The organism is Nocardia heshunensis (genome assembly GCF_054782115.1).
Genome location: NZ_BAAGTC010000004.1, coordinates 864,095 through 886,690 on the forward strand (window position 1 = coordinate 864,095; position 22,596 = coordinate 886,690).

The 22,596-nt window shown below is 66.9% G+C and carries 23 protein-coding genes and 1 pseudogene; 13 read left to right on the top strand and 11 right to left on the bottom strand.

The genetic code is table 11. From position 1 onward, the window contains the following. Nucleotides 1-2: 2 nt before the first annotated feature. The 3 genes from ACYVN4_RS16535 to ACYVN4_RS16545 all read right to left on the bottom strand — a co-directional run bounded on the left by ACYVN4_RS16535 (nt 3) and on the right by ACYVN4_RS16545 (nt 2,604). Nucleotides 3-1,211, bottom strand: coding sequence for a low temperature requirement protein A (locus ACYVN4_RS16535; protein WP_460721929.1), 1,209 nt, complete (start codon nt 1,209-1,211; stop codon nt 3-5). A 25-nt stretch (nt 1,212-1,236) separates the two neighbouring features. After that, entirely contained in the window at nt 1,237-1,821 is a 585-nt protein-coding gene (locus ACYVN4_RS16540) for an SRPBCC family protein (RefSeq protein WP_460721931.1), read from the bottom strand. A 204-nt stretch (nt 1,822-2,025) separates the two neighbouring features. Next, the gene (locus tag ACYVN4_RS16545; protein ID WP_460721933.1) at nt 2,026-2,604 is read right to left on the bottom strand and encodes a TetR/AcrR family transcriptional regulator; all 579 of its coding nucleotides are present in this window, start codon (nt 2,602-2,604) and stop codon (nt 2,026-2,028) included. Between the two features lie 72 nt (nt 2,605-2,676). On the opposite strand from ACYVN4_RS16545, the gene ACYVN4_RS16550 reads away from it, so the two are divergent. Further along, complete coding sequence (locus ACYVN4_RS16550; protein ID WP_460721935.1) at nt 2,677-3,252, top strand: dihydrofolate reductase family protein; 576 nt, start codon at nt 2,677-2,679, stop codon at nt 3,250-3,252. A gap of 9 nt (nt 3,253-3,261) precedes the next feature. On the opposite strand, the gene ACYVN4_RS16555 is transcribed toward ACYVN4_RS16550, so the two are convergent. Continuing rightward, on the bottom strand, nt 3,262-3,732 hold the full coding sequence (locus ACYVN4_RS16555; RefSeq protein WP_460721937.1) for a MarR family winged helix-turn-helix transcriptional regulator: 471 nt from the start codon (nt 3,730-3,732) through the stop codon (nt 3,262-3,264). A gap of 96 nt (nt 3,733-3,828) precedes the next feature. Here ACYVN4_RS16555 and ACYVN4_RS16560 point away from each other — a divergent pair, with 96 nt between their 5' ends. The 3 genes from ACYVN4_RS16560 to ACYVN4_RS16570 all read left to right on the top strand — a co-directional run bounded on the left by ACYVN4_RS16560 (nt 3,829) and on the right by ACYVN4_RS16570 (nt 6,640). Next, nucleotides 3,829-4,254: an SgcJ/EcaC family oxidoreductase gene (locus tag ACYVN4_RS16560; protein WP_460721939.1), complete on the top strand. Its 426-nt coding sequence runs from the start codon at nt 3,829-3,831 to the stop codon at nt 4,252-4,254. 86 nt (nt 4,255-4,340) lie between these two features. Next, entirely contained in the window at nt 4,341-5,606 is a 1,266-nt protein-coding gene (locus tag ACYVN4_RS16565; RefSeq protein WP_460721941.1) for an aspartate kinase, read from the top strand. A 2-nt stretch (nt 5,607-5,608) separates the two neighbouring features. Then, nucleotides 5,609-6,640, top strand: coding sequence for an aspartate-semialdehyde dehydrogenase (locus ACYVN4_RS16570; protein ID WP_460721943.1), 1,032 nt, complete (start codon nt 5,609-5,611; stop codon nt 6,638-6,640). A gap of 93 nt (nt 6,641-6,733) precedes the next feature. On the opposite strand, the gene ACYVN4_RS16575 is transcribed toward ACYVN4_RS16570, so the two are convergent. Further along, nucleotides 6,734-6,934, bottom strand: coding sequence for a hypothetical protein (locus tag ACYVN4_RS16575; protein WP_452398983.1), 201 nt, complete (start codon nt 6,932-6,934; stop codon nt 6,734-6,736). 454 nt (nt 6,935-7,388) lie between these two features. Between ACYVN4_RS16575 and ACYVN4_RS16580 the strand changes: the two are divergent. Together ACYVN4_RS16580 and ACYVN4_RS16585 are read left to right on the top strand one after the other, a co-directional pair. Continuing rightward, a pseudogene (locus ACYVN4_RS16580) lies at nt 7,389-7,577 on the top strand (helix-turn-helix domain-containing protein); the annotation flags it as partial. A gap of 27 nt (nt 7,578-7,604) precedes the next feature. Next, nucleotides 7,605-8,621 carry a helix-turn-helix domain-containing protein gene (locus tag ACYVN4_RS16585; RefSeq protein ID WP_460722766.1) on the top strand — a complete coding sequence of 339 codons (1,017 nt, stop codon included), beginning with the start codon at nt 7,605-7,607 and terminating at the stop codon, nt 8,619-8,621. Nucleotides 8,622-8,635: 14 nt separating this feature from the next. Here the strand turns inward: ACYVN4_RS16585 and ACYVN4_RS16590 are convergent, their stop codons facing one another. Beyond that, nucleotides 8,636-9,988, bottom strand: a complete 1,353-nt coding sequence (locus ACYVN4_RS16590; protein WP_460721945.1) for a serine hydrolase domain-containing protein — start codon at nt 9,986-9,988, stop codon at nt 8,636-8,638. Nucleotides 9,989-10,241: 253 nt separating this feature from the next. Between ACYVN4_RS16590 and ACYVN4_RS16595 the strand changes: the two genes are divergently transcribed. The 5 genes from ACYVN4_RS16595 (at nt 10,242) to ACYVN4_RS16615 (ending at nt 16,288) form a co-directional block, all read left to right on the top strand. Continuing rightward, nucleotides 10,242-11,492 (top strand): AAA family ATPase, encoded by a 1,251-nt coding sequence (locus ACYVN4_RS16595; protein ID WP_460721947.1) that lies wholly within the window; start codon nt 10,242-10,244, stop codon nt 11,490-11,492. Beyond that, nucleotides 11,489-12,961, top strand: a complete 1,473-nt coding sequence (locus tag ACYVN4_RS16600; RefSeq protein ID WP_460721949.1) for a tetratricopeptide repeat protein — start codon at nt 11,489-11,491, stop codon at nt 12,959-12,961. Before ACYVN4_RS16595 ends, ACYVN4_RS16600 begins: the two co-directional genes overlap by 4 nt. A gap of 14 nt (nt 12,962-12,975) precedes the next feature. Beyond that, the gene (locus tag ACYVN4_RS16605) at nt 12,976-13,986 is read left to right on the top strand and encodes a tetratricopeptide repeat protein (protein ID WP_460721951.1); all 1,011 of its coding nucleotides are present in this window, start codon (nt 12,976-12,978) and stop codon (nt 13,984-13,986) included. Between the two features lie 87 nt (nt 13,987-14,073). Then, nucleotides 14,074-15,534: a catalase gene (locus ACYVN4_RS16610; RefSeq protein ID WP_460721953.1), complete on the top strand. Its 1,461-nt coding sequence runs from the start codon at nt 14,074-14,076 to the stop codon at nt 15,532-15,534. Nucleotides 15,535-15,643: 109 nt separating this feature from the next. Beyond that, nucleotides 15,644-16,288 carry a MerR family transcriptional regulator gene (locus ACYVN4_RS16615; protein WP_460721955.1) on the top strand — a complete coding sequence of 215 codons (645 nt, stop codon included), beginning with the start codon at nt 15,644-15,646 and terminating at the stop codon, nt 16,286-16,288. Here the strand turns inward: ACYVN4_RS16615 and ACYVN4_RS16620 are convergent. Then, nucleotides 16,260-16,838, bottom strand: coding sequence for a TetR/AcrR family transcriptional regulator C-terminal ligand-binding domain-containing protein (locus ACYVN4_RS16620; protein WP_460721957.1), 579 nt, complete (start codon nt 16,836-16,838; stop codon nt 16,260-16,262). The two genes, ACYVN4_RS16615 and ACYVN4_RS16620, sit on opposite strands and share 29 nt — an antisense overlap. Nucleotides 16,839-16,937: 99 nt before the next feature. Here ACYVN4_RS16620 and ACYVN4_RS16625 point away from each other — a divergent pair, with 99 nt between their 5' ends. Then, nucleotides 16,938-17,663 carry an SDR family oxidoreductase gene (locus ACYVN4_RS16625; RefSeq protein WP_460721959.1) on the top strand — a complete coding sequence of 242 codons (726 nt, stop codon included), beginning with the start codon at nt 16,938-16,940 and terminating at the stop codon, nt 17,661-17,663. A 24-nt stretch (nt 17,664-17,687) separates the two neighbouring features. On the opposite strand, the gene ACYVN4_RS16630 is transcribed toward ACYVN4_RS16625, so the two are convergent. Next, entirely contained in the window at nt 17,688-18,434 is a 747-nt protein-coding gene (locus ACYVN4_RS16630) for a TetR/AcrR family transcriptional regulator (RefSeq protein ID WP_460721961.1), read from the bottom strand. A gap of 158 nt (nt 18,435-18,592) precedes the next feature. On the opposite strand from ACYVN4_RS16630, the gene ACYVN4_RS16635 reads away from it, so the two are divergent. Further along, nucleotides 18,593-20,128 (top strand): MFS transporter, encoded by a 1,536-nt coding sequence (locus tag ACYVN4_RS16635; protein WP_460721963.1) that lies wholly within the window; start codon nt 18,593-18,595, stop codon nt 20,126-20,128. A gap of 52 nt (nt 20,129-20,180) precedes the next feature. On the opposite strand, the gene ACYVN4_RS16640 is transcribed toward ACYVN4_RS16635, so the two are convergent. The 3 genes from ACYVN4_RS16640 to ACYVN4_RS16650 form a co-directional block, all read right to left on the bottom strand. Then, on the bottom strand, nt 20,181-20,351 hold the full coding sequence (locus ACYVN4_RS16640) for a hypothetical protein (protein ID WP_460721965.1): 171 nt from the start codon (nt 20,349-20,351) through the stop codon (nt 20,181-20,183). 85 nt (nt 20,352-20,436) lie between these two features. Further along, nucleotides 20,437-21,462, bottom strand: a complete 1,026-nt coding sequence (locus ACYVN4_RS16645; protein ID WP_460721967.1) for a phosphotransferase family protein — start codon at nt 21,460-21,462, stop codon at nt 20,437-20,439. 2 nt (nt 21,463-21,464) lie between these two features. Then, complete coding sequence (locus ACYVN4_RS16650) at nt 21,465-22,580, bottom strand: hypothetical protein (protein ID WP_460721969.1); 1,116 nt, start codon at nt 22,578-22,580, stop codon at nt 21,465-21,467. Between the last annotated feature and the right edge of the window lie 16 nt (nt 22,581-22,596).

Genomic DNA, 22,596 nt, shown 5'->3' on the forward strand with positions numbered 1-22,596 from the left:
GGTCACAGCTGCCCGTGTCGGATCATTTCGCGCGGTTGGGCATAACGCACCACCTCGTACCCGATCAAGGTCGCCAGCACGGCACACAGCAGGCCCAGCGCGCCCAGTGCCGGTAGCAGCGAGGCGACCGGAATCAGTACCACCAGGGCCACTCCCGTGATCAGGCGCGGCATCAGCACCTTGCCGGTCGCGTAGTGCCGGAACCCGGTCAGCGCGAACACGTAGGCCGCCGAACCGCCGTAGAGCGCGAACAGCGGGATCCCGTGCAGCTGATCGCTGAGCGAATGCCCCTGCGCGCCACCGACGTAGCTGAGCACCTTCTTCAAACCCAGGGCCATGGCCACGATTCCGGCGATCATCGGGAAGTGCCAGAAAGTGTAGCAGTTGCGCGCGATCTGGATCCGCCGCGCACCGTCGGCCTGGTGCATGGCCCGCTCGACCACCATCGCGGCGACGTCGAAGTAAGCCCACCACAGCAGGCCCGAGACCGCCAGTCCCAGTATCGATCCCACCGTGATGGACCACGAGATGGGCAGTCCGGCCACGCCGACGCCGATCTCCACGATGGATTCGCCGAGCGCGATGATCACGATCAGGCCGTACCGTTCGGCGAAGTGCGAGGGCGAGTACAGCCGCCATTCGTTGCCCGCGAAGAAGGTCCAGCCCATGTCCCAGACCAGCGCGGCCAGCCACAGCACCAGCTGGGTGGTGCCGTGGGAGAGCGCGCCCACCACCAGCAGCACACTTGCGACGCTGAGTGAGCCTGCCGCCCAGCGGATCACCTGCCGGCGCAGCTGTGCGTCGTGGGAGCTGGCCATCCAGAACACGGCCAGGTGGATGAAGCGCACGATCAGGTAGGCGATGACGAAGACCAGCGGCCCGTACCAGCCGCCGGGTAGATCGTGGAAGGCCTCGGGAACGGTGAGCGCGATGATGAAGACCGCGCCCATGGCCACGAACAGGGCCACCCGGGCGATGCCCTCGTCGGCCTTGACCACATTGCCGAGCCACGAATAGCCGATCCAGGCCCACCAGAGCATGGCCAGGATCAGCAGGGCGCGCAGCAGATTGACCGCGGTGGTCTCGTGCGCGGCGAAGTCGGTGACCATGGTGAAGGCGAAGACGATCACCAGGTCGAAGAACAGTTCCAGTTGGGTGACCGAGGCATCCTCGGCGACCGGCATCAAGCGGGTGCGGGCGGGACCGGGCATGAGGGACATACTGCCCGGAATCGGGTCAGGCGGTGCCGAAGCCCGGCTCGAAATTCCGGCCGTAGTCCATACGCTGCGCGTATCCCGGCTGGACGTAACCGCTGAAGTCCTCGTATCCGGCGCTGTTCGGTTCGGCGTAGGGCGCCTCTTCCGTGTCGCCGAGGCCCTCGAGTCCGGTGATGGACTCGACGAAGGTGATGAAGTTGGTGATCATGACCTCGCCCTCGCGCTTGGCGCTGCGCTTGAGGAGCATGCCGGGCGCGGGGATCGGCAGGTAGAGCTCGGAGTGGTACCAGACCTCGGTGGCGCCGTCCTCGGTTTCGGCGAGGTCGAACCAGCCCTTGCCGCCCGCGCCCGCGCTGGATTCGCTGACCCGCCATTCGACCCGGTGGTCGCTGCAGGTGTACTCGACGACCTGCCGATCGGGGCGGCCCATCAGGTTGGCCGACACGTAAGCCCGCTTGGGCCTGCCGAATTCGTCGCGGGTGGCGACCCGCACGTCCTGGTGTGAGGGCGACCAGTCGGGCATCTGCTCGACCATGAGCAACGCGTCCATCACTTGTTCGGGATCGATGTCGATGACGAACCGGTGGTCAGTTTTCGTGCGCATATCTACCCTCCACTCGGGCACCGATTGTGACCAGCGTCGCTGCGAGAGTCAACTGTGCTCACCGCCGCTTCTGACCGACTGGTCGGTCTGATTACGGCGATTTGCCCTGGCTGGCAGGTGAATCCGGCGACCTCGGAAGAGGTAGTAAATATCTCGAAAAGGTAACCGCTCAGTGAAGCTCGCCTCCCGGTGCGGTGATGCCCGTCACACGGCTGGAATGGCGCGTTCGACCGCCGAGCGGATCAGGTGGGCCGCCTGATCGTCGCTGAAAATGCCGGGCAGTGTGAGCCTTTCGAGGATCAGCCAATTCAACGTCAGATACAGCAGCAGGACCGAGTCGGCGTCGCCGGGCAGGCCGGAGTCCAGATGGTTGCGGACATTGAAATCGATGTCGGCGCGCACCCGTTCGGTGAGGATCGCCTGTAGGTCCGGGCGGCGGGTGGCCTCCAGGCGGAGTTCGAGCAGTGCCAGGTAGCCGGTGCGGAAGCCGGTCACCCGCGCGACGGTCTCGGTCATCAACTCGGCGATGGTCTCGCGGGTGCGCGGTCCGGTGAACAGGTGCTCCATCGTCTCCTTGCTCGGCTGTAGCCGTTCGTAGAACCGGTGCCCGGCCTGGACCAGCAGTTCGTCCCGGTTGGGGAAGTAGTTGGAGGCGGTGCCCGCGGGCACGGCGGCCTCCTTGTCGACCGCGCGGAAGGTGAGTCCGCGCGCGCCATCACGGGCGAGGACCTCGATTGCCGCGTCGATCAACGCATGTCGTCGTTCCGGATTCGTCCGCACCATTGACACCACTCCAGTTGTAGTACTACGTTCGTAACCACTACGGACACAGTACTACGAACAAGGCGGTAAAGCATGCGAAAGCTCGTCTACTACGTGGCGGTCTCCCTCGACGGTTACATCGCCGGTCCGCAGGGGGAATTCGACTTCTATCCGATCGGCGCGGACATGGTGGCCTGGTTCGGCGAGGACATGCCGGAGACCGTGCCGACCCATATCCGGGCGCAGGTGGGCATGCCGGTCGATGCGCCGAACCGGCGGATCGACACGGTCCTGATGGGCCGCGGCAGCTACGAACCCGGTCTCGCCGTCGGCGTCGAGAGCCCGTTCGATCATCTGAAGCAGTACGTCTTCTCGCGCACCCTCGCGCCGGTCGACAATCCGCAGGTGGAGATCGTCTCGGGGGACGCCGTCAAACTGGTCCGGGGCCTGAAAAAGGAAGAGGGCCTGGACATCTGGCTCTGTGGAGGCGGAGACCTGGCCGGTCAGCTGCTCGGCGAGATCGATCAGCTGATCATCAAGAGCTACCCCGTGGTCGCGGGCGCGGGCGTGCCGATGGTCGCGGGCAACTTCAGCCCGAGCCTGTTCACCGTCACCCAGCGGCGGGAATTCGCCAACGGCACGCAGGTGACCTGGCTGGACCGGGCCTGAACGCGCGGTTCAGTCGCCGTCGCGCTCGCGCAGCAGCGTGGTGACGTGCACCGAGGTCTCGTGCAGCCGGTTGAAGATCTCCAGCAACAGGGTCAGCTCCGCGGTGCTGTAGTCCCCGGCGATCTTGCCGAACTCGCGGGCCAGGACCTCGTAGTGCGGCGCGATCTCGGCGATGCGCTCGTCCACGGCGGTGATGATCACCCGGCGCCGATCCTTCGAATCATGCTCGCGCCGAACGAATCCGCCCTTCAGTAGTCGGTCGATCATCCGGGTGATGGCCCCGGTGGTCAGGCCGGTGCGCTGGGCCAGCTCGCCGGCCGTGGCGGGTCCGCTCGCCCGCAGCAGGGTGAGGCAGCGCAGGTCGGTGACGTGCAGGCCGAGCTTGTCGGCCATGGCGCCGTGCAACATCACGGCATCGGTGGCGCTGCGCTGGGCCGCGAAGGTGAGTGCGGCGCCCAGCTCGTCGTGTTTCTTCGTCATCCCTTGACATCCTAGTCTCACTCGGACAGTATCTTACTCATTCAACTATTGATTCATGAAGCTACTGATCGAGTCAAGAATATCGAGGTAACCGTAATGAGCACTCGGCAACTCACCGATGAGACCGCGATCCGCGCCCTGCTCGAGCAGGCCGACCGCGCTTGGGAGGCCGGCGATGCCGCGGCGTTCGCGGCCGTCTTCGCGCCCGACGCCGACTACGTCAACTGGATGGGGCAGCGGGTCATCGGCCGGGAGGCCATCGAGGCGTCGCACGCGCCGCTGTTCGCGAAGTATCTGAAGGGCACCCGCACCGAAGGAGAGATCACCTCGGTGCGTTTCGTGTCACCGGACGTCGCGCTGGTGCACGGGCTGGGCGCGGTGGTGAAGGGGAAGAAGAAGCGCAACCGCTTCAACACCAAGATGGTCCTCTACGTGGTGGCCCGCTCCGGCGGCGAATGGTCGATCGCCGCCTTCCAGAACACCAAGTACCACTGGCTTTTCAACGCGCTGTTCGCCAAGTAACAGGAGGTAGGGGAAATCCGGGCGACCTGGGCCGGTACTCTTGTGGGTCGGTAGCAGCAGTTTGTCGATCTTGGAGGATTTCCGCCGTGGCTCTAGTCGTCCAGAAGTACGGAGGATCCTCGGTCGCCACCGCCGAGCGCATTCGTCGGGTCGCTGAGCGGATCGTCGAGACCAAGAAGCAGGGCCACGATGTGGTCGTCGTGTGTTCCGCCATGGGCGACACCACCGACGAGCTCCTCGATCTGGCCCAGCAGGTCGCGCCCGCCGCCCCCGCTCGCGAGATGGACATGCTCCTCACCTCGGGTGAGCGCATCTCCAATGCCTTGGTCGCCATGGCGATTCACTCGCTCGGCGCCGAGGCCCGATCCTTCACCGGTTCGCAGGCGGGTGTCATCACCACCGGCACCCACGGCAACGCGAAGATCATCGACGTGGCCCCGGGCCGGGTGCAGCAGGCGCTCGGCGAGGGCACGATCGTGCTGGTCGCGGGCTTCCAGGGGGTGAGTCAGGACAGCAAGGACGTGACCACGCTGGGCCGTGGCGGTTCCGACACCACCGCCGTCGCGCTGGCCGCCGCGCTCAATGCCGATGTGTGCGAGATCTACACCGATGTGGACGGCGTCTTCTCCGCCGACCCGCGCATCGTCACCGACGCCCAGAAGCTGGACACCGTCTCCTACGAGGAAATGCTGGAGATGGCCGCCTGCGGCTCGAAAGTTCTCATGCTGCGTTGCGTCGAGTACGCGCGCCGCTACAACGTGCCCGTGCACGTGCGGTCCTCGTACACCGACAAAACGGGCACCATGATTACCGGATCGATGGAGGACATCCCCTTGGAGCAAGCAATCCTCACGGGCGTCGCGCACGACCGCAGCGAGGCCAAGGTGACCGTGGTCGGCATTCCGGACAAGCCGGGCTACGCCGCCAAGGTGTTCCGCGCGGTCGCCGATGCCGAGATCAATATCGACATGGTGCTGCAGAACATCTCCAAGGTGGAGACCGGCAAGACCGACATCACCTTCACCCTGCCCAAGCTCGAGGGCCCGCGCGCCGTGGAGCTGCTCACCAAGCAGCAGGGCGACATCGGCTTCTCCCAGGTCACCTACGACGACCACATCGGCAAGGTGTCGCTGGTCGGCGCGGGCATGAAGTCGCACCCGGGCGTGACCGCCACCTTCTGCGAGTCGCTGGCCGAGGCGGGCATCAATATCGACCTGATCTCGACTTCGGAGATCCGGATCTCGGTGCTGGTCAAGGACCACGACCTGGACGAGGCCGTGAAGGTGCTGCATTCGGCGTTCGATCTGGGCGGCGACGAGGTCGCCGTTGTGCACGGCGGAACGGGGCGATAGTCATGGGTGTGCGGGTAGGCGTCGTCGGCGCGACCGGTCAGGTCGGCGCGGTCATGCGAAAGCTGCTGGAGGAGCGCAACTTCCCGGCCGACGAGGTGCGCTTCTTCGCGTCCTCGCGCTCGGCGGGTAAGACGCTGCCGTTCCGCGGCAAGGACATCGTGGTCGAGGACACCGAGACCGCGGACCCGAGCGGACTGGACATCGCGCTGTTCTCGGCCGGTGCCACCATGTCTCGCGTGCAGGCCCCGCGCTTCGCGGCCGCCGGTGTCACGGTCATCGACAACTCCTCGGCCTGGCGCAAGGATCCCGAGGTGCCGCTGGTCGTCTCCGAGGTCAACCCGGAGGCCACCCGCAACCTGGTCAAGGGCATCATCGCCAACCCGAACTGCACCACCATGGCCGCCATGCCGGTGCTCAAGGTGCTGCACGACGAGGCCGGTCTGCAGCGGCTGATCGTGTCCAGCTACCAGGCGGTGTCGGGCTCCGGTCTGGCCGGTGTGGAGGAGCTGGTCTCGCAGGTGCGCGCCGTGATCGGTGACGCCGAGAAGCTGGTGCACGACGGTTCGGCGGTCGATTTCCCGGCCCCGAACAAGTACGTGGCCCCCATCGCCTTCGACGTGATCCCGCTCGCGGGCTCGCTGGTGGACGACGGCAGCGGCGAGACCGACGAGGATCAGAAGCTGCGCAACGAGTCCCGCAAGATCCTGGGTCTGCCGGATCTGCTGGTGAGCGGGACCTGCGTGCGCGTGCCGGTCTTCACCGGTCACTCGCTGTCGATCAATGCCGAGTTCGCCCGGCCGATTTCGGTGGAGCGTGCCGAGGAACTTCTTGCCAAGGCCCCTGGCGTCACTCTCACCGATGTCCCCACCCCGCTGGCCGCCGCCGGAATCGACGAGTCGCTCGTCGGCCGCATCCGCCAGGATCCGGGTGTGCCGGACGGCCGCGGTCTGGCGCTGTTCATCTCCGGTGACAATCTCCGGAAGGGCGCGGCGCTCAACACCATTCAGATCGCGGAAGTTCTTCTGAACAACTGATCAGATCTAGCTGTAACGGACCGTGCACGACAAAGTGCACGGTCCGTTTTCAGTTTTTACGCGGAGTTTCACCGCGCGACCGGCGAAAGTTGGTCAATCTGTCCACAGTTCCGCGCAGGGGAGCGGGGCTAGTCGATCGGTCGGCTGCACGTCGATGGTGACTTCAATGCGGTGCGGTCGCAAATGCGCTGCGAGGCGTTCGGCAATTGCGCGCTCGGCGCGGTAATCCAAGATCATTCCTCCGGGAAACCGCAGGCGCACATGGACTTCATCGGTTTTCGGTGCGGCGGTCATCTGGCCTGCGCTCGGTGCGTGGCTGGTTGACCTTTCACAGAACGCGAGTTCCGGATACCCTCGCGTTCGAGGCGTGCGGTGATGGATTGCACCGTCGCCCCGTCAGCAGTGGAGGAATACTTGGTGGCCGCAAGGGCGCACGCCGCGAACCACATTGCCGCGCCGCCGATTCCGGCTCCGAGTAGGAAGAAGAGAAGTTCGCCGGGCATGACCACCTCTTGTCGTCCGTTTGGTTCGACGGGTCCTCTTCAAACGTTAAACACAGAAAAATTGCGGTGCAATAAGAAAAATCCATGTTCCATACTGTGCGCCGTAAGCTCGCCCGGTCTGGAATCCTTGTCGACAGATCCCGTCTGGACGGAAAGGGCGGAAGGAGAAGGGCATGGTAGACATCGGCGAAACAAGCGGGCGGTGACGGCCGGGAAAGCCGATCAGGCAGAAGGAGTTTGACCCGGTGGCCGAAAGTACCCTTGGGGCACGGGTAGCGGAGTTGCGCCGGCGGCGGGGACTATCGCAGAAAGAGTTGGGAGCGGCGATTCGGCGCTCGGAAAGCTGGGTGTCGCAGGTCGAGCGAGACGTACTACCTGTCGAGCGACTGTCCGTTCTGCAAAGACTGGCGGACGTGCTCGGGGTGGCGGTCCGTGACCTGAGACCCGAAGCAGCCGAACCGATGGCCGCCGACCGCGGTGACGGGCAGCGACCCGGCGCGGCGGTTTTCGAGCAGCTACGGCTGCTGCTCACCGGACATCCAGCGCTGGAACAGCTTTTCGGGGACGAGACCGATCGCGAGTCGGTCGAACTCCAGAAGTTGCAGGAGCGCGTGGATCTGGCCTGGCAGCTGGCGCACGAGTCCCGATTGGTCGAGGTGGGCAGCAGCCTGCTGGAACTGATCCCGGATCTCGAGCACGCCGCCCGGTCCACCGTGACACAGCGGCCGGAAGTGCTGACCCAACTCTCGCGGGCCTATCAGGTCGCCGCGACCGCGTTCACCCGTCAGGAGGAGGTCGACGCGGCGTGGGTCGCGGCCGACCGCGCATTGTCCGCAGCCGAGGAATCCGGTGACGCGCTCAGCGTCGTGGCCGGAACCTATCGCATGGCACAGGCTTTCCTGCGCCTGCAACGTTTGGAACAGGCCGAACAGGCCGCACGAGTATCGGTGGCGGCGCTGGCCGCCCAGGTGGCAGCCGAGCATCCGAAGCCGGAAGTGCTGTCGCTCTACGGATCCCTGCAGCTCATGCTGGCCGTGATCGCCGCGACCGACGGCAATCGCACGGCCGCGCGGGCCGGGCTGGTGGCGGCACGCGCCGCGGCCGACCGGCTGGGCGAGGGCCGCAACGACTTCGACACCGAATTCGGTCCGACCGGGGTCGCCGTGCACGCGGTGGCCGTGGCCGTCGAATTGGGTGATGCCGGAGAGGCGCTCGATACCGCGCGCACCGTGGACGCCTCGGTGCTGTCCGCGGAGCGGCAGGCCCGCTTCCTGGTCGACGTCGCCCGCGCGCACGCGCAGCGACGGCAGGCCAGCGAAGCCTTGGACGCGTTGCTCAATGCCGAGCGACTAACGCCCGAACTGGTGCACACCGATCATCGCGCCCGGGAGGTGGTGCGAGATCTGTTGCAGTTCGCCGGTCGTCGACCGGCCGATGAACTGCGGGAGCTAGCGGGCCGCGCCGTGGTCAACCCGTAGGGGATCACGGCCGGTCAGCGAATACCCGGGGTGCGCGGGTCCGGTCCGACGCATGCCAGCAGGACACAGCCTGGCGGTGCGTTGCTGAACGGCGCGCGCAACGGCAGGTTCAGACACGAGGTGAGATCGCAGCCGGGATACGCGTCCGCGCCGACACCGAAGACCGCGAGGGTGATGTCCGGGTCGAAATACCCGCGATAGTCGATCGACGGCGGCGCCTCCACATAGGGGCCCGGATCGGGGATCGGGTTGTCGCGCAACGCCGCCAGCAGCCGACGGAAGAATTCGTGCGGCGGCTCACCGCCGTACTGCAGCAGCCCGCTCGGGCCCTGCGAGGAGTGGATGCCGAAGACGCCGGTCCACACCACCATGAGATCCAGACTGGGCACCACGAATACGTGCTGCAGGCCGAAACCGGACATGGAATACATGTCGGCCGGTAGGAATTCGGGATTCTCCGCACAACCGGGACCGGTCCAGAACAGGTAGCCGTAGCAGTGGTTGGTGTCGGATTCGGTGGTGGCGCGTTTCAGGTAGTCGGCCGAAACAATGGCGCGGCCACGCCATTTCCCGTGCTCGGCCACCAGCATCCCGAGCCGCGCGAGATCATCCGGCGGGATGTAGAGGTGCGCGTAACCGTAGGTATGGCCGGACCGGTCGCGTGCCCAATAGTAGTCGGTGGACTGAATTCCGATGGGGCCGAACAGCTCTCGCTGCGCGAATTGCTGCAGTGGCTCGCCGACCGCCAATTCCACGACATAGGACAGCAGATCCACATTGCGCTGGCTGTATTGGAAGGTGGTGCCCGGCGGATCCTCGAACGGCACGCCCAGCGCCTGCACCGCGCTGAACGGGTCGATGGGCACGATGCCGGTGATCCCCTCGGTCACCACGCCGACCCGCAGTCCGGAGGTTTCCTGCAGCAGGTTCTGCACGGTGATCGCGCGATGCTGGACATCGCCGATGCCCGGCGGCAGATAACGATCCAAGGGGGCGTCGATATCGAGTTTGCCTCGGTCGGAAGCAATTCCGGCGAGCAGTGACACGACGCTCTTGGTCACGCTCCACACATTCCACGGCACGCCACCGGTTTCGGCATTCGTGGGCCCCTCGCCGATGAGGCAGTTGTGCCGGAAGACCTGCACGTTCAAACGGTTTCGAGAGGCGGCGAAGGCCAGGGCATCGGCAAGGCCCGCCGAATCCACATCCATGTCTTCGGGTGTGGTCCGCTGGAATTCGCGGTCTGCCGGTGCGGCGCAGCGTGCGGGCTCCGGGGCCGCCGTCGCGACCCCGCCCCCGACCATCACGCTGCCCGCCGTCACCACCGCCGCGATCGCACCGGCCAGCCCCCTGCGCATGCGCACCATGGCCTGAGGCTAACGCGGGCCCCCGGTTGTTCCGGGGAAGTAGACGCCGACGCCCAACAAGCGCCTCTCGGCGAGTGGTCGCTCGTAGCGACAAAGGGTGCGGCCCGGGGCTGTTCCGACGCCGGCAAGGGTGATCAACCGGTGTCCCCGCGGATCTATTCCGGGTGGGCCGATGTGATCTGGACAACGGTGTCCGGTGTCACCCGGAGCGTTTAGCATTCGGCGCAGAACCACGCACTTCTCTGGGGGAGCTTTGACCGACGATCCGGTGATCACCAATCTGCTGACCGTGCTCGACACCAATCCCGAGCTCTTGCCGGTCCGGATCAGCGTGATCGAGTTGCTGGCCGCCAAGGGCAGGCATGCCGAGGCGCTCGCGCAATGCGCCACGGCGCTGGCCCAGGATCCGAGCAACGAGCAGGTGGCGGCGCTGCTGCAACGCTGCACCACGGCGCTGGCCGGACCGGTCGCCGCGCAACCCGGCACGGCCGCACCGGCTTCGGACGACGGGCGGGAGTCGACCGGCAACGACTACGACTGGGATGCCGCCGAACAGCAGATCGGCAACCTCATCCAGCCCGCCTTCGTGAACGACAAGGCCGAGGTCTACGTCGAGGGTGATGTCGGGTTGTTCGAGCAGCCCAAGCTCACCCTCGCCGATGTCGGTGGCATGGAGCAGGTCAAGGCGCAGCTGGAACTGTCGTTGCTGGGTCCGGTGCGAAACCCGGAGCTGGCCAAGGCGTTCGGCACCAGCGCCCGTGGCGGCCTGCTGCTCTACGGCCCGCCCGGCTGCGGCAAGACCTTCGTGGCCGCGGCGGTCGCGGGCGAGCTGGGCGCGAACTTCTACGCCATCGAGATCGCCGACATCCTCAACTGGTACACCGGGCGCAGCGAATACAACCTCAAGCAGGTCTTCCGCAACGCCCGCCGCAAGGCCCCCTGTGTCCTGTTCTTCGACGAGATCGACGCCCTGGGCCACAAACGCAGCCACCTGTCCGGCTCCAGTTCGCTGCGCTCCACGGTCAATCAGCTGCTCACCGAGATGGATTCGATGACCAGCGACAACGAGGGCGTCTACATCATCGGCGCCACCAACCACCCCTGGGACGTCGATGTCGCCCTCCGCCGCCCCGGCCGCTTCGACCGCATGGTCCTGGTAGCCCTCCCCGACACCGAGGCCCGCATCTCGATCCTCCGCCACCACCTGAAGGATCGCCCGATCGAGGGCATCGACCTCCCCGCCGTCGCCGCCCGCACCGACGGCTACTCCGGCGCTGACCTGGCCCAAATCTGCAAATCCGCAACCCAACTCGCCATGGCCGACTCCATCCGCACCGGCACCGTCCGCCCCGTCCGCATGGCCGACATCGCCGCCGCCCTCACCCAAACCCGCCCCAGCACCGGCCCCTGGTTCGAATCCGCCCGCAACGTAGTCGAATTCGCCAACAACGACGGCAGCTACGACGAGTTGGCCGCCTACATGCGCGCCCGCAAAGACCGATGAATCCGGAGACCGAACAGCTTGCGGCACTGCGTCAACGCACGGCGGGACTGACCAAGCTGCAGCAGGCGGTGGTGCTGGGGCATATGGGTCGTCAGGAAGCCGCACGCGACATGGTGGCCGAGTTGGTCGCCGCCGAGCCGGACAATGCGATCGCTCTCGCGGCGCTGGCGCAGTACTCGCTTGCCTGCGGCGAAGCGCTCCGGGCTTTCGACTGTGCCGCAGCGTCCTTGGCATTGGACGCGGAACAGGCCGTCACCTGGCGAATTCGAGCCATGGCGGGTCTCGCGCTGTATCGGGCGGCACCGGAGGACTCGGAGGAACGCCGGGAACGATTCGAGCAGGCGGAGTCCGCCGCGCGCAGCGCCCGGTCGATCGGCCCGGAGGACGCGGACAATCACGCCATATTCGCGACGGTCGTGTACAAGACCGACCCGCAGGCGGCGTTGGCCGCCGTCCATCGTGCCCTCGAAATCGATCCGGAGAATATCCGCGCACTCACCGTGCGCGCCGCGGTGTTCATGGAGTTCCTCCCGGATCGGGCGCTGGCAGTGGAGACATTGCACGAGATCCTGCGGATCGCACCCGACAACGAGGCGGTCATCCACCAGTTGGGCCGGATGGCCGCCGAGGACGGTGACCTGGAGACTGCCGCCGCCCGGTTTCGGCAGGCCGGACAGCTGAATCCGGCGGGGGCGGACACGGTGCGCCGCGATCTCGAGTGGGTGCTCGCGGAGCAGCGGCGGCGGTCCGAGGCCGCCTCGGTTCAGCCGCCGCACCAGGTTTCGCCACGGGACCCGGTGCTCGACCCCGCCCTACTGGCGGAACTGCGCGCCTGCCATGCCGACCGCTGGCGCGAAACCACCCCGGCCGCTATCGACAAGGCCGTGACCGAGCTCGCCGAGCTACGCAAGGCAGAGCCCGAAAACGTCGGCGTCCTTTACGAATCCGCGTTGGCCGATTGGCTGTGCGGCCGCCGCCGCGCCGCGATCAACCGGTTGCGCAAGGTCGCCCGGCTGGATCCGGAACGGGCCGGGCAGGTGGAGGCGCACATCGCCACCCTCGAAGCGGAGGACGAGCGGGCCGCCGAGGAGCGGGCGGTGCGGCGCGAGACGTCGGCTCAACAGCAGCAACAGCAGGCCGAGAGCGATGTCGAGCGGGCGGCCGAGGCCGCGATCAAGCGCCGGGAAGCGCGCGAGCGGGCCAAGGCGCGGCGTGTGCAGGACGGGCGGCCGACTCCGGCTGAACTCGATGCGGCGGTGCGGGCGGTGCGCCCCGACTCGGGCCGAAAGATCAAGCGGCACTGGCTCGTGGTGGTGCCGTTGCTCATCGTGGGCCGTCTGTTGCTGCACAGCTGCTCCACCGATGCCGACCGGTCCGGGTCGGATCAACGGCCGACCACGCACGCGTCGATTCCGCCGCTGTACAACCCGTACACGCCGCCCAGCCTGAGCGGGATGCCACCGGGGTAGCTCGGAGGGGGGATATGAGCGAGAAGATCGAGAAGGCACGGGTGCTGGCTGAGCTCGGGCGGTATGACGGGGCCCGGGAGATGTTGGCGCAGGTGCTGGCGATTGAGCCGGAGAATGCGGCGGCGTTGGCGGATATGGCCAATGTGGCCTATCGGATGGGGGAATACGGGCGGGCACTGGAGTTTTCGGGGGCGGCGTTGCGGGTGACGCCGGATGACGTGTTCGTGTGGCGGGTGCGGGCGTTGTCGGAGTTGCAGCTGGCGCGGGCCGGGAGCGGGGAGGCCGCGGGGGAGTTACGGGAGAAGGCGATTGCCGCGGCGCGGCGCGCGATCGAGCTGGATCCCGACAATGTGGATAACGTGCGGATTCTGGCTGCCACCCAACGGGATACCGACCCCGCCGGGGCGCTGGCGAATCTGGACAAGGCCCTGGAACTGGACCCCGACAATGTGCACGTCCACGTGCTGCGCGGACTCACCCTGCGGCGCAACGTCAAAGGCCCGGCGGCGCTGGCGCAGGCCGAGGCCGCCTTCCGCGAGGTGCTGCGGCTGGAACCGGAGAATTCCGAGGCGCTCTACGAACTCGCCCTGATCACGGTGGATCGCGGCGAAAGACAAGCGGGCGCAACCCAATTGCGCCGAGTCGCCGAACTCGATCCCGCCTACGGCACCGCCGTGCGCGAACAACTGGACTGGATCGCGAAACAGGACGAGCTACGCGCCCGCGCCGCCGCCGGCGACCCGTACGTGGGCAGGCCGACCGCCGTCGCCCCGACGGCCGCCCCCAAATCCGGTGGCAGCCGCTTCGGCCGCTGGGCCGCGGGCGTCGCGGCGCTCCTGGTGATCCGCGTCGTGATCGCGGCCTTCGCTCACGATTCCTCGACCCCGGCCCAGCACACCTACTACCCGCCCCCGACGTTTCCCTCCTACCTGCAGCACTTCACCATGCCCTCGATGCCGCCGATCCCCACCTGGCCCTCGAACTTCCCGACCTATCGCGCCCCGGTCCCGCCCACCCCGCGATGACCTTTCGCCTGGTGTATACACCTTTGTTTACTCAGACCCCGCTCAGTTTTCTTGACTAGTTCCAGAAAACTCGGCAGGCTCGGACCCATGACCAAGGCGACCACCACCAATTCCGGCGCCCCGGTGCCCAGCGACAACGAATCGCTCACCGCGGGCACCCAGGGCCCGATCCTGCTGCACGATCACTATCTGATCGAGAAGCTGGCCCACTTCAACCGCGAGCGGGTTCCGGAGCGTGTGGTGCACGCCAAGGGCGCGGGCGCGTTCGGCGAACTGGTGGTGACCGGCGATGTGAGCCGCTACACCAAGGCCGCGTTGTTCCAGCCGGGCACCCGCACCGAGTCGCTGGTCCGCTTCTCCACCGTCGCCGGTGAGCAGGGCAGCCCCGACACCTGGCGCGACCCGCGCGGTTTCGCGGTGAAGTTCTACACCACCGAGGGCAACTACGACATCGTCGGCAACAACACCCCGGTGTTCTTCATCAAGGACCCGATCAAGTTCCCCGACTTCATCCACTCGCAGAAGCGCCTCCCGGGCTCGGGCCTGCGCGACGCGCACATGCAGTGGGACTTCTGGACCCTGCGTCCGGAGACCGCGCACCAGGTGACCTGGCTGATGGGCGACCGCGGCATCCCGGCCACCCTGCGCCACATGGACGGCTTCGGCTCGCACACCTACCAGTGGATCAACGAAGCGGGCGAGCGCTTCTGGGTGAAGTACCACTTCAAGACCGACCAGGGCATCCAGACCCTGACCCAGGCCCAGGCCGACGAGCTGGCCGGTAAGGACGCCGACTACCACCGTCGCGACCTGTACCAGGCCATCGAGAACGGTGACCACCCGAGCTGGACCCTGAAGGTCCAGATCATGCCGGTCGCCGAGGCGGAGAACTACCGCTTCAACCCGTTCGACCTGACCAAGGTCTGGTCGCAGCAGGACTACCCGCTCATCGAGGTCGGCCGCTGGACCCTGAACCGCAACCCTGCGAACTACTTCGTGGACATCGAGCAGGCCGCCTTCGCGCCCTCGAACGTGGTTCCGGGCATTGCCTTCTCGCCGGACAAGATGCTGCTGGGCCGCGTGTTCGCTTACGCCGATGCGCACCGCTACCGGATCGGCGCCAACCACGCGCAGCTGCCGCCGAACCGCGCCAAGGCCGCGCCGGTGAACTCGTACTCGCAGGACGGCCAGATGCGGTTCTCGCACAATGCCGCCAGCGTCCCGGTGTACGCGCCGAACTCCTTCGGTGGCGCGCACGCCGACCCGGCCCGCGCCATCGACGACGGTGCGTGGGAGTTCGACCCGAGCATGACCCGCGCCGGGTACATCACCCACCGCGAGGACAACGACTTCGCGCAGGCCGGCACGCTGGTCCGCGAGGTCATGGACGACGCGCAGCGGGATCGCCTGGTGGCCAACGTCTCCGGCCACATCCTCGGTGGTGTGCGTGAGCCCATCCTGAGCCGCGTGTTCGACTACTGGAAGAGCGTCGACGCCGATCTCGGCAAGCGCATCGAGGTCACGGTCCGCGAGCAGCTGGCCAAGTAGCAACACCTCGCAGAGACCCGCATCGCATTCGGCGATGCGGGTTTTTGCCATACTCGGCCGGTACGCAATGCCATCGGGAAAGCAATGCCACCGGCAACGAGGAGGTCCGATGCGAATCGGCGAGCTGAGCAAGGCCAGTGGCGTGTCCACCCCGACGATCAAGTACTACGTCCGGGAAGGGCTGCTGCCCAAGGGCGAGGCGACCGGCCCCAACCAGGCGCAGTACGACGACGCCCACCTGCGCCGGCTGCACCTGATCCGCGCCCTGATCGACGTCGGCGGCCTGTCCATCGCCTCGGCCCGCGATGTGATCGCGGCCCTGGACGATCCGGATCTCGGCACCCACAAGATCCTCGGCGTGGCCCAGCACACCGCCACCCGCTCGATCGCCTTCTGCGACACCGAATCCCGCACCGCGGCCCTGGCGGAGGTGCGGGCCATGCTCGATCGCCTGGGCTGGCGGGTCGGCCGCGACAATCCGGCCGTGCACACGGCGGCGGAGGTGATCGGCGCGCTGCGGCAGCTCGGCCACGGTGAGATCGCCGACCGCGTCGACGAGTACGCCCGCGCCGTGGAACCGATTGCGGAGCTGGACATGTCGGTGTTGAGCGGCCATACCGACATCGACGGCATGGCGGAGACGGTCGTGGTCGGCAATGTGCTCGGCGACGAATTGATCAGTGCCCTGCGGCATCTCGCGCAGACCGATCGCTCGGCCGAATTCTTCAGTACCGCGCGAGAATCGAATCGGTGAGACGCTCGGCGACCGAGTCGTCGATGGGTGCGTGCCCGAGGAAAAACCGGTACCAGAACACCCCGTAGAACTCGTCGACCATCAGGCTCAAATCCGCGTCGTCCGGAATCTCCCCCCGCTCCTGCCCCCGTGCCAGCACCGCATGCACCGCGTCCCGCCGCTGCGCGGTGAAGGTCCGCAGCAGTTCGGCCAGATGCGGATCGTGCGCCGACTCGCGCAACAGCGTCCGCAGCGCGGGCGCGGTCGAAGGTTCTTGTGCGCCACGGAATGTCGCCGCGATGATGGCGTTCAGATCCGCCCGCACCGACCCGGTGTCGGGCGTGGGTACCTGCAGCTGTGACCGCTCGGTGAGCGCGTCCAACAGCAGCGCGCCCTTGGACGGCCACCACCGGTAGACGGTCTGCTTGCCGACCCCGGCCGCCCGCGCGATCGCGTCGATGGTGACCGCCGCGCCCTCGGATTCACCGAGCAGTCGCAGGGCCGCGTCGAGGATGGCCTGGTGGGTGGCCTCGTTGCGGCGTCGCCCGGTGTGCGGTCGTTCGTGAGGCACACATCACTCCTTTGTCGAGACTAAAAGTCTCGGTTTATGCGTTGTCGAGACTGTCAGTTCCGTAAGAATAGACGGACAGCGACAGAGAGGTTTCCGACAATGACCACAACACCGCGCGTCGTCGTCATGGGTGGCAGCTCCGGCATCGGCGAGGCCACCGCCACCACCTTCGCCACCGGCGGCGCCGAGGTCGTCATCACCGGCCGCGGCCGCGACAAGCTGGACGCGGCTATCGAACGGATCGGTGGCAAGACCACCGGGTATGCGCTGGATGCCACCAGCCAGGCGGACATCGACGCCTTCTTCGCCCAGGCCGGAACCATCGACCACCTGGTCATCGCGGTCAGCGGCTCGGCGGGCAGCGGCCCCTTCCTGGATCTCGACCTGGATCAGCTGGCCGCCGGTTTCGACGGCAAGTTCTGGCCGCAGGTACGGATCCTGAAAGCCGCACTCCCGCATATGGAATCGAACGGCTCGGTCACCCTGATCACCGCCGGTTCGTCCCGCTCGGCCTTCCCCGGCACCGCGGGCCTGGCCGCCATCAACGGCGCGCTCGACGCCATGGTCCCGCCGTTGGCCGTGGAACTCGCCCCGCTGCGCATCAATGCCGTCTCCCCGGGCGTCATCGACACCCCGTGGTGGGACCGGGTTCCGGAGGCGCAGCGTCAGGCCCTGTTCGACGGCTTGGTGGCGACCACCCCGGTGGGTCGTGTCGGCCGCCCGGAGGACATCGCCCGCGCCATCCACATGCTGGCCACCAACGGCTTCATCACCGGCGTGGTGCTGGACGCCAACGGCGGCACCAGCCTGGCGACGGGCCGGTAATACCGAATCAGTCTGTGCGGTCGGTCATTTCCCGGCCGCCGCACGACTGCGTCGAAATTCCAACCCGTCCAGGATGAGGCCGAGCTCGGAGTTGTAGAAATCGTCCCTGGACCGCGCGGGATCGAGCTCCCGATAGACGTCGTAGCGCTTCGCGACGTGTGGGTAGCCCTCCACCGCCTGCACCGACATGGACATCATTTTGCCGAACCATTCCTTCTCGCTCAGCCCACTGCGGGAAACGCTGGTGAGCATGGCGGTTTCGGGGCTGGTGGAGCCGATGACGAAGGCCCAGAGGGCATTCGAGGCGCGGTCTGCTGTCGCATCGTCGAAGCCCGCCGCCTCGAGGATCGCGAGCATGGTGTTGGACAGGTGCATGAGATTCGGGCCGAGGTAGGCGAGTCCGGCTCCGGTCATGGCGATGCTCATCCAGGGATGGCGCAGGATGGTGTCGCGGATATCGCGGGCCATGGCGTGCAGATCGGCGCGCCAGTTCTCGGCTGCGATGGTGGCGGGCACGGGGACCTCGCCGAAGGCCGCGTCGATCACCAACTCCAGGATTTCGTCCTTGTTGGCGACGTGCGTGTAGAGCGAGGTGGCCCCGGCATTGAGTCGGGTGCCGAGCTTGCGCATGCTGAGCGCGTCATAGCCCTCGGTGTCGAGCAGGGCGAGCGCTTCCCTGATGATCTGGTCCCGGCTGAGTGCGGGCTGGTCACGCCGCTCTCGCTGCGGTCGGGTCCACACCGACGAGAACTCCTGCGCATTTGCCGCCATGTGACTCTTCCTCCTTCGTCCACGGAACAGCATAACCCCAGCTAGAACGCCGTTCGTATGACCGTACACCGTTCCCTCTTGCGAACACTGTACGGCGACCGTACAGTGTTCGACAACGCCGCACGGTGTGCGGACAAGCTTCTCGAAGGGGACGTGAAATGACTGCCGAAAACGTGACCGAGGCGCCGACATCGCCTGTGGCCGAACGCAATCCGAAGCGCTGGCTGATCCTGGTCGTGCTCTGCCTGGCCTCGCTGGTGCTGGTGATCGACAACATGGTCCTCACCGTCGCGCTACCGGAGATCGCGGTCGACCTGCACGCCGGTCCGCAGGCCCTGCAGTGGGTGATCGATTGCTACATCCTGGTTTTCGCGGGCCTGCTGCTCACCTCCGGCAGTCTCTCCGACCGCTTCGGCCGCAGGCTGGTGATGGTGCTGGGCCTGGTCCTCTTCGGCGCGGCCTCGCTACTCGCCGCCTACGCCACCACCTCGGGCATGCTGATCACCGGCCGCGTGATTATGGGTATCGGCGGCGCGCTCATCATGCCGAGCACGCTGTCCATCCTGATCACCGTGTTCGACGAGGTCGAACGCCCCAGGGCGATCGCGGCGTGGACCGGTGTGTCGGTGCTGGGCATGGTCGGCGGCCCGGTGCTGGGCGGCGTACTGCTCAACCACTTCTGGTGGGGTTCGGTGTTCCTGCTCAATGTCCCGATCGCGGCGATCGCCATCGTGGCGGCCTTCGGCCTGATGCCGGAATCCAAGGGCTCGATCCGGCCCACCGATCTGCCGGGTATGGCGCTGTCGGTCGTGGGCATGGTGGCGCTGGTGTGGAGCATCATCGAGTTTCCGACCAAGGGCCTTGCGGGCACCTGGGTTTCGATGCTCATCGCCGCGATCGTGCTGGCGGCCTTCATTGTTCGTGAGCTGACCGCCGAGCACCCGATGGTTCCGCTGTACCTGTTCCGCAACCGCGTCTTCACCGGCTCCAGCTTCTCGCTGGTGCTGGTCACCTTCGCCAATGCCGGTCTGACCCTGCTGCTCACCCAGTACCTGCAGTTCGTGCTCGGCTACTCGCCGATCAAGACCGCGCTGGCCTTCACCCCGCTGGCCATTGCCGCCCTGCTGTTCAACGGTCTCGGCGCGGGACTGGTCGCCAAGCTGGGGGCGCGTCCGGTGACCCTCATCGGCATGGCGGTGCTGGCCGCGGGCTCCGGCGCGCTGGCCGCGCTGACCGTCGACTCCGGCTTCTGGGCCGCGGCCCTGGCCATGGCGGTGCTGGGTGCGGGTGCCGGTCTGGCCATGCCCGCCGCCATCGGCGCGCTGATGGGCGCCATCCCGCCGGAGCAGGCGGGTGTCGGCTCGGCCCTCAACGACACCATCCAGCAGACCGGTGGCGCGCTGGGTGTGGCCGTGCTGGGTGCGGTGCTGGCCGGAACCTACACCGGCGGAATGCCTTCCGATGCCCCGGCCTTCGCTCGTGACAGCATTGCGGGAGCCTTCGCCAGCGGCAACTCGGCCTTGTTGGCCGTGGCCCGCGAGGCGTACACCCACGCCATGTCGGTCACCTTCCTGGCGGGCGGCGCGGCCATCCTGACCGCCACGGTGATCGCCTTCTTCCTGATGAAGGGCGCGAAAGCGGCAGGGCCGGAAGGGATTCCGGCCGGAGAGCCGGAACTGGTCGAAGCCCGGTAACGAACGAGACGAATCCGCCCCCGGCAACCTGCCGGGGGCGGATTCGTTGGTCTTACGCTTGCCCCTTCGAGGCCTTCGTCGCCACCCCGGCGACCGCCACCAGCACCCCGAGAATGCCGAGCCCGATCCCGAACCCCGGCTGCATGTCATCCGCCCATGCCAACAGGATGAAATGCATATTGGCCTTGGCCAGCAGCAGCGAGCCGAAGCCCAGGATGACCATCCAAACGCCTACGCGCAGCACCGAAGAAACCCCCCGATCGAAATGAAATGTGCGGCGACAGCCTAACCGCAGTCGCCGACAAAAGTCAGTCGAGTAATTGCTCGATGCGGGCGGTGCAGAATCCGGTGATGTTCATTTCCGGCGGCAGTTGCACGCGATGTGTCATGCGCAGCAGCGGAACCGACAGCAGCGCCGCCGAGAAGATCTCCTGGTACGCGAGATTGCGCACCCGCTCTCCGGTGATCTTCTCGTAGTAGGAGATGGTCTCCGCCCGCGACGGCGTCCCCGGGAGAGCCGCATGCCCTTCGTACTCGCTGCAGGCCCAGTCCAGGAACAGCATCCACGCCAGATCCGATTCGGGCGCCCCGAGATGCGCGATCTCCCAGTCCAGCACGCCGCGCACCCGGAAATCGCTGTCGTACAGGATGTTCGACATGCGAGCGTCACCCCAGCACAGCGCGATCCGCTCCGGCTCGTAGAGGTTGTCCCGCAGGTACGCGACGGCCCGCCGATAGATCTCGGGCGCATCACCTTCGCAGGCCCAGGACAGTGCGGCGTCGAGGTAGTTCACCCCTTGCTCGATGACCCCCGCGCCGCGCTCGGGAAACGCCAGGAACTCCAATCCCAGCTCCCGCCAATCCAGCTGATTGACCTCCGCGATGGTGTCCACGCACCCCCACCACATGCGCTCGCGCTGCCCCGGCGTGGCCTCGAAGTAGGTCCCCGCCACGTGATACGACGGATAGTCGCTCGGCGCCTGCCCTTCCAGCCGGTTCATCACGAAATACGGACTCCCGAGCGGATTCTCGCCGCGCTCCAACCAGGCGACGCCCGGCACCGGGAGACCGGTCGCGGCCAGCCGTCGCATGACCAGCACCTGCCGCAGTAGGTCGTAGTCGGGAAACAGCGACAGATCCGGCGGCCGCCGCAGCACCAACGGTGTGTTGTCGTCACCGTCCTGAATCTCGAAAAGATAGGTCTCGGTGGCGAACCCGCGCTCGGTACGGGACACATTGCGAACCCGTGCCGCCTCCGATACCGGAAGATGCTCGCGCACCGCCGGTTCCAGTGCCTCGCCCAGCTGCTCTGCCGGAATTCGGTTGGTGCTCACCGTCAGAACCCCGCGTACCCGTAGCGCGCATTGCGCCCCATGAACACCATTTCGACCAGCCCGTACCCGACCTTGCCGTCGGTCTCGATCCGGCAGAAGGTCTCGCTGAGCATGCTGACCTGGCGCAGATCGGCGGTATCGGTGAGATCGGCGGTGAAGCCGTCGCTCCAGTCGGCCCCCTTCCACAGCCCCGAGGCGTACCCGCGGTAATGGTCGTATCCCGCTATCCCGGGCCAGAAGTCGGAGATCGGCGTAATCCGGAATTCCCGCTCCCGCCCGTCGGCCGAGCGCACGGTGAAGCTGCCGCCGCTGACGATCCGGAAGTCGTCGCGGAAGGTCAGCGCGTGCTCGGTGCCGATGATCGGGGTCGCCTGCCCGCCGGCGTCGAGTGGCGCCAGCACGGTCCCCTCGAAGTGCCAGCGTTGTCCGTCGGCGGTCTCGCGCTGCGCGAAATGCACCAGCTCGTCCTCGAATTGGAAGATGCCCATGTAGTAGAGGACCCCGTCGGGGATCTCGCCGGGCTGTAGCCCCTCGCCTTCGCCGAGACTGCCGCCGCCCCCGCCGTGGCGGGTGCCCCAGGAGTGATCGCGCCCGAACCACCAGGTCTCCGGGTCGATCTCGAACCGGGTGCCCTCGACCTCGAGCCAGCCCGCGATGCGCCCGTTCTGGTAGTACCGCCGGGCGTCCTCGCGGACCCGCCCACGAGTGCGGAAGAACGCGGGTTCCTGTTCGTAGGCGGGGAACTGTCCGTCGAAGTCGAGGTGCAGTCGCACCCCGTGCCCGTTGTCGCCGAGGGTGGCGCGCACCTTGCGTAGCGGTTCGACGACCTCGTAGGTGAACGGCCCGACGGTCCAGTCCGCGATGCCGTCGTAGCGGCCGCCGATCTCGCGCGAGAGCCGAACCACGTGCGCGGTCTTACCGCCGATGGTCACCATGGCGTAGGCGTCGAGCACATTGCGGTTGGGGTAGCGCGCCATGCCGGTCATCACGCTGAGCTCACCGGTGGTGTCGAAGCCGTACAGCACGACGCGTTCGGTCCAGCGCAGATCGCTCTGCTGCACGTGGTCGAAGGTGGTGGCGAGTTGGTGGGCGAGCAGTTCGTCCTGCGGCGTCAGCATGCGACGGTCCTCCTGA

Bases quoted from the DNA above. Each gene is read 5' to 3' on its own strand.
- ACYVN4_RS16605 (WP_460721951.1), top strand. From the start codon at position 12,976: ATGAGCGAGAAGATCGAGAAGGCACGGGTGCTGGCTGAGCTCGGGCGG.
- ACYVN4_RS16545 (WP_460721933.1), bottom strand. From the start codon at position 2,604: ATGGTGCGGACGAATCCGGAACGACGACATGCGTTGATCGACGCGGCA.
- ACYVN4_RS16585 (WP_460722766.1), top strand. From the start codon at position 7,605: ATGGCCGCCGACCGCGGTGACGGGCAGCGACCCGGCGCGGCGGTTTTC.
- ACYVN4_RS16590 (WP_460721945.1), bottom strand. From the start codon at position 9,988: ATGGTGCGCATGCGCAGGGGGCTGGCCGGTGCGATCGCGGCGGTGGTG.
- ACYVN4_RS16610 (WP_460721953.1), top strand. From the start codon at position 14,074: ATGACCAAGGCGACCACCACCAATTCCGGCGCCCCGGTGCCCAGCGAC.
- ACYVN4_RS16535 (WP_460721929.1), bottom strand. From the start codon at position 1,211: ATGCCCGGTCCCGCCCGCACCCGCTTGATGCCGGTCGCCGAGGATGCC.
- ACYVN4_RS16540 (WP_460721931.1), bottom strand. From the start codon at position 1,821: ATGCGCACGAAAACTGACCACCGGTTCGTCATCGACATCGATCCCGAA.
- ACYVN4_RS16575 (WP_452398983.1), bottom strand. From the start codon at position 6,934: ATGACCGCCGCACCGAAAACCGATGAAGTCCATGTGCGCCTGCGGTTT.
- ACYVN4_RS16600 (WP_460721949.1), top strand. From the start codon at position 11,489: ATGAATCCGGAGACCGAACAGCTTGCGGCACTGCGTCAACGCACGGCG.
- ACYVN4_RS16615 (WP_460721955.1), top strand. From the start codon at position 15,644: ATGCGAATCGGCGAGCTGAGCAAGGCCAGTGGCGTGTCCACCCCGACG.
- ACYVN4_RS16630 (WP_460721961.1), bottom strand. From the start codon at position 18,434: ATGGCGGCAAATGCGCAGGAGTTCTCGTCGGTGTGGACCCGACCGCAG.
- ACYVN4_RS16560 (WP_460721939.1), top strand. From the start codon at position 3,829: ATGAGCACTCGGCAACTCACCGATGAGACCGCGATCCGCGCCCTGCTC.
- ACYVN4_RS16650 (WP_460721969.1), bottom strand. From the start codon at position 22,580: ATGCTGACGCCGCAGGACGAACTGCTCGCCCACCAACTCGCCACCACC.
- ACYVN4_RS16640 (WP_460721965.1), bottom strand. From the start codon at position 20,351: ATGGTCATCCTGGGCTTCGGCTCGCTGCTGCTGGCCAAGGCCAATATG.
- ACYVN4_RS16625 (WP_460721959.1), top strand. From the start codon at position 16,938: ATGACCACAACACCGCGCGTCGTCGTCATGGGTGGCAGCTCCGGCATC.
- ACYVN4_RS16635 (WP_460721963.1), top strand. From the start codon at position 18,593: ATGACTGCCGAAAACGTGACCGAGGCGCCGACATCGCCTGTGGCCGAA.
- ACYVN4_RS16550 (WP_460721935.1), top strand. From the start codon at position 2,677: ATGCGAAAGCTCGTCTACTACGTGGCGGTCTCCCTCGACGGTTACATC.
- ACYVN4_RS16570 (WP_460721943.1), top strand. From the start codon at position 5,609: ATGGGTGTGCGGGTAGGCGTCGTCGGCGCGACCGGTCAGGTCGGCGCG.
- ACYVN4_RS16555 (WP_460721937.1), bottom strand. From the start codon at position 3,732: ATGACGAAGAAACACGACGAGCTGGGCGCCGCACTCACCTTCGCGGCC.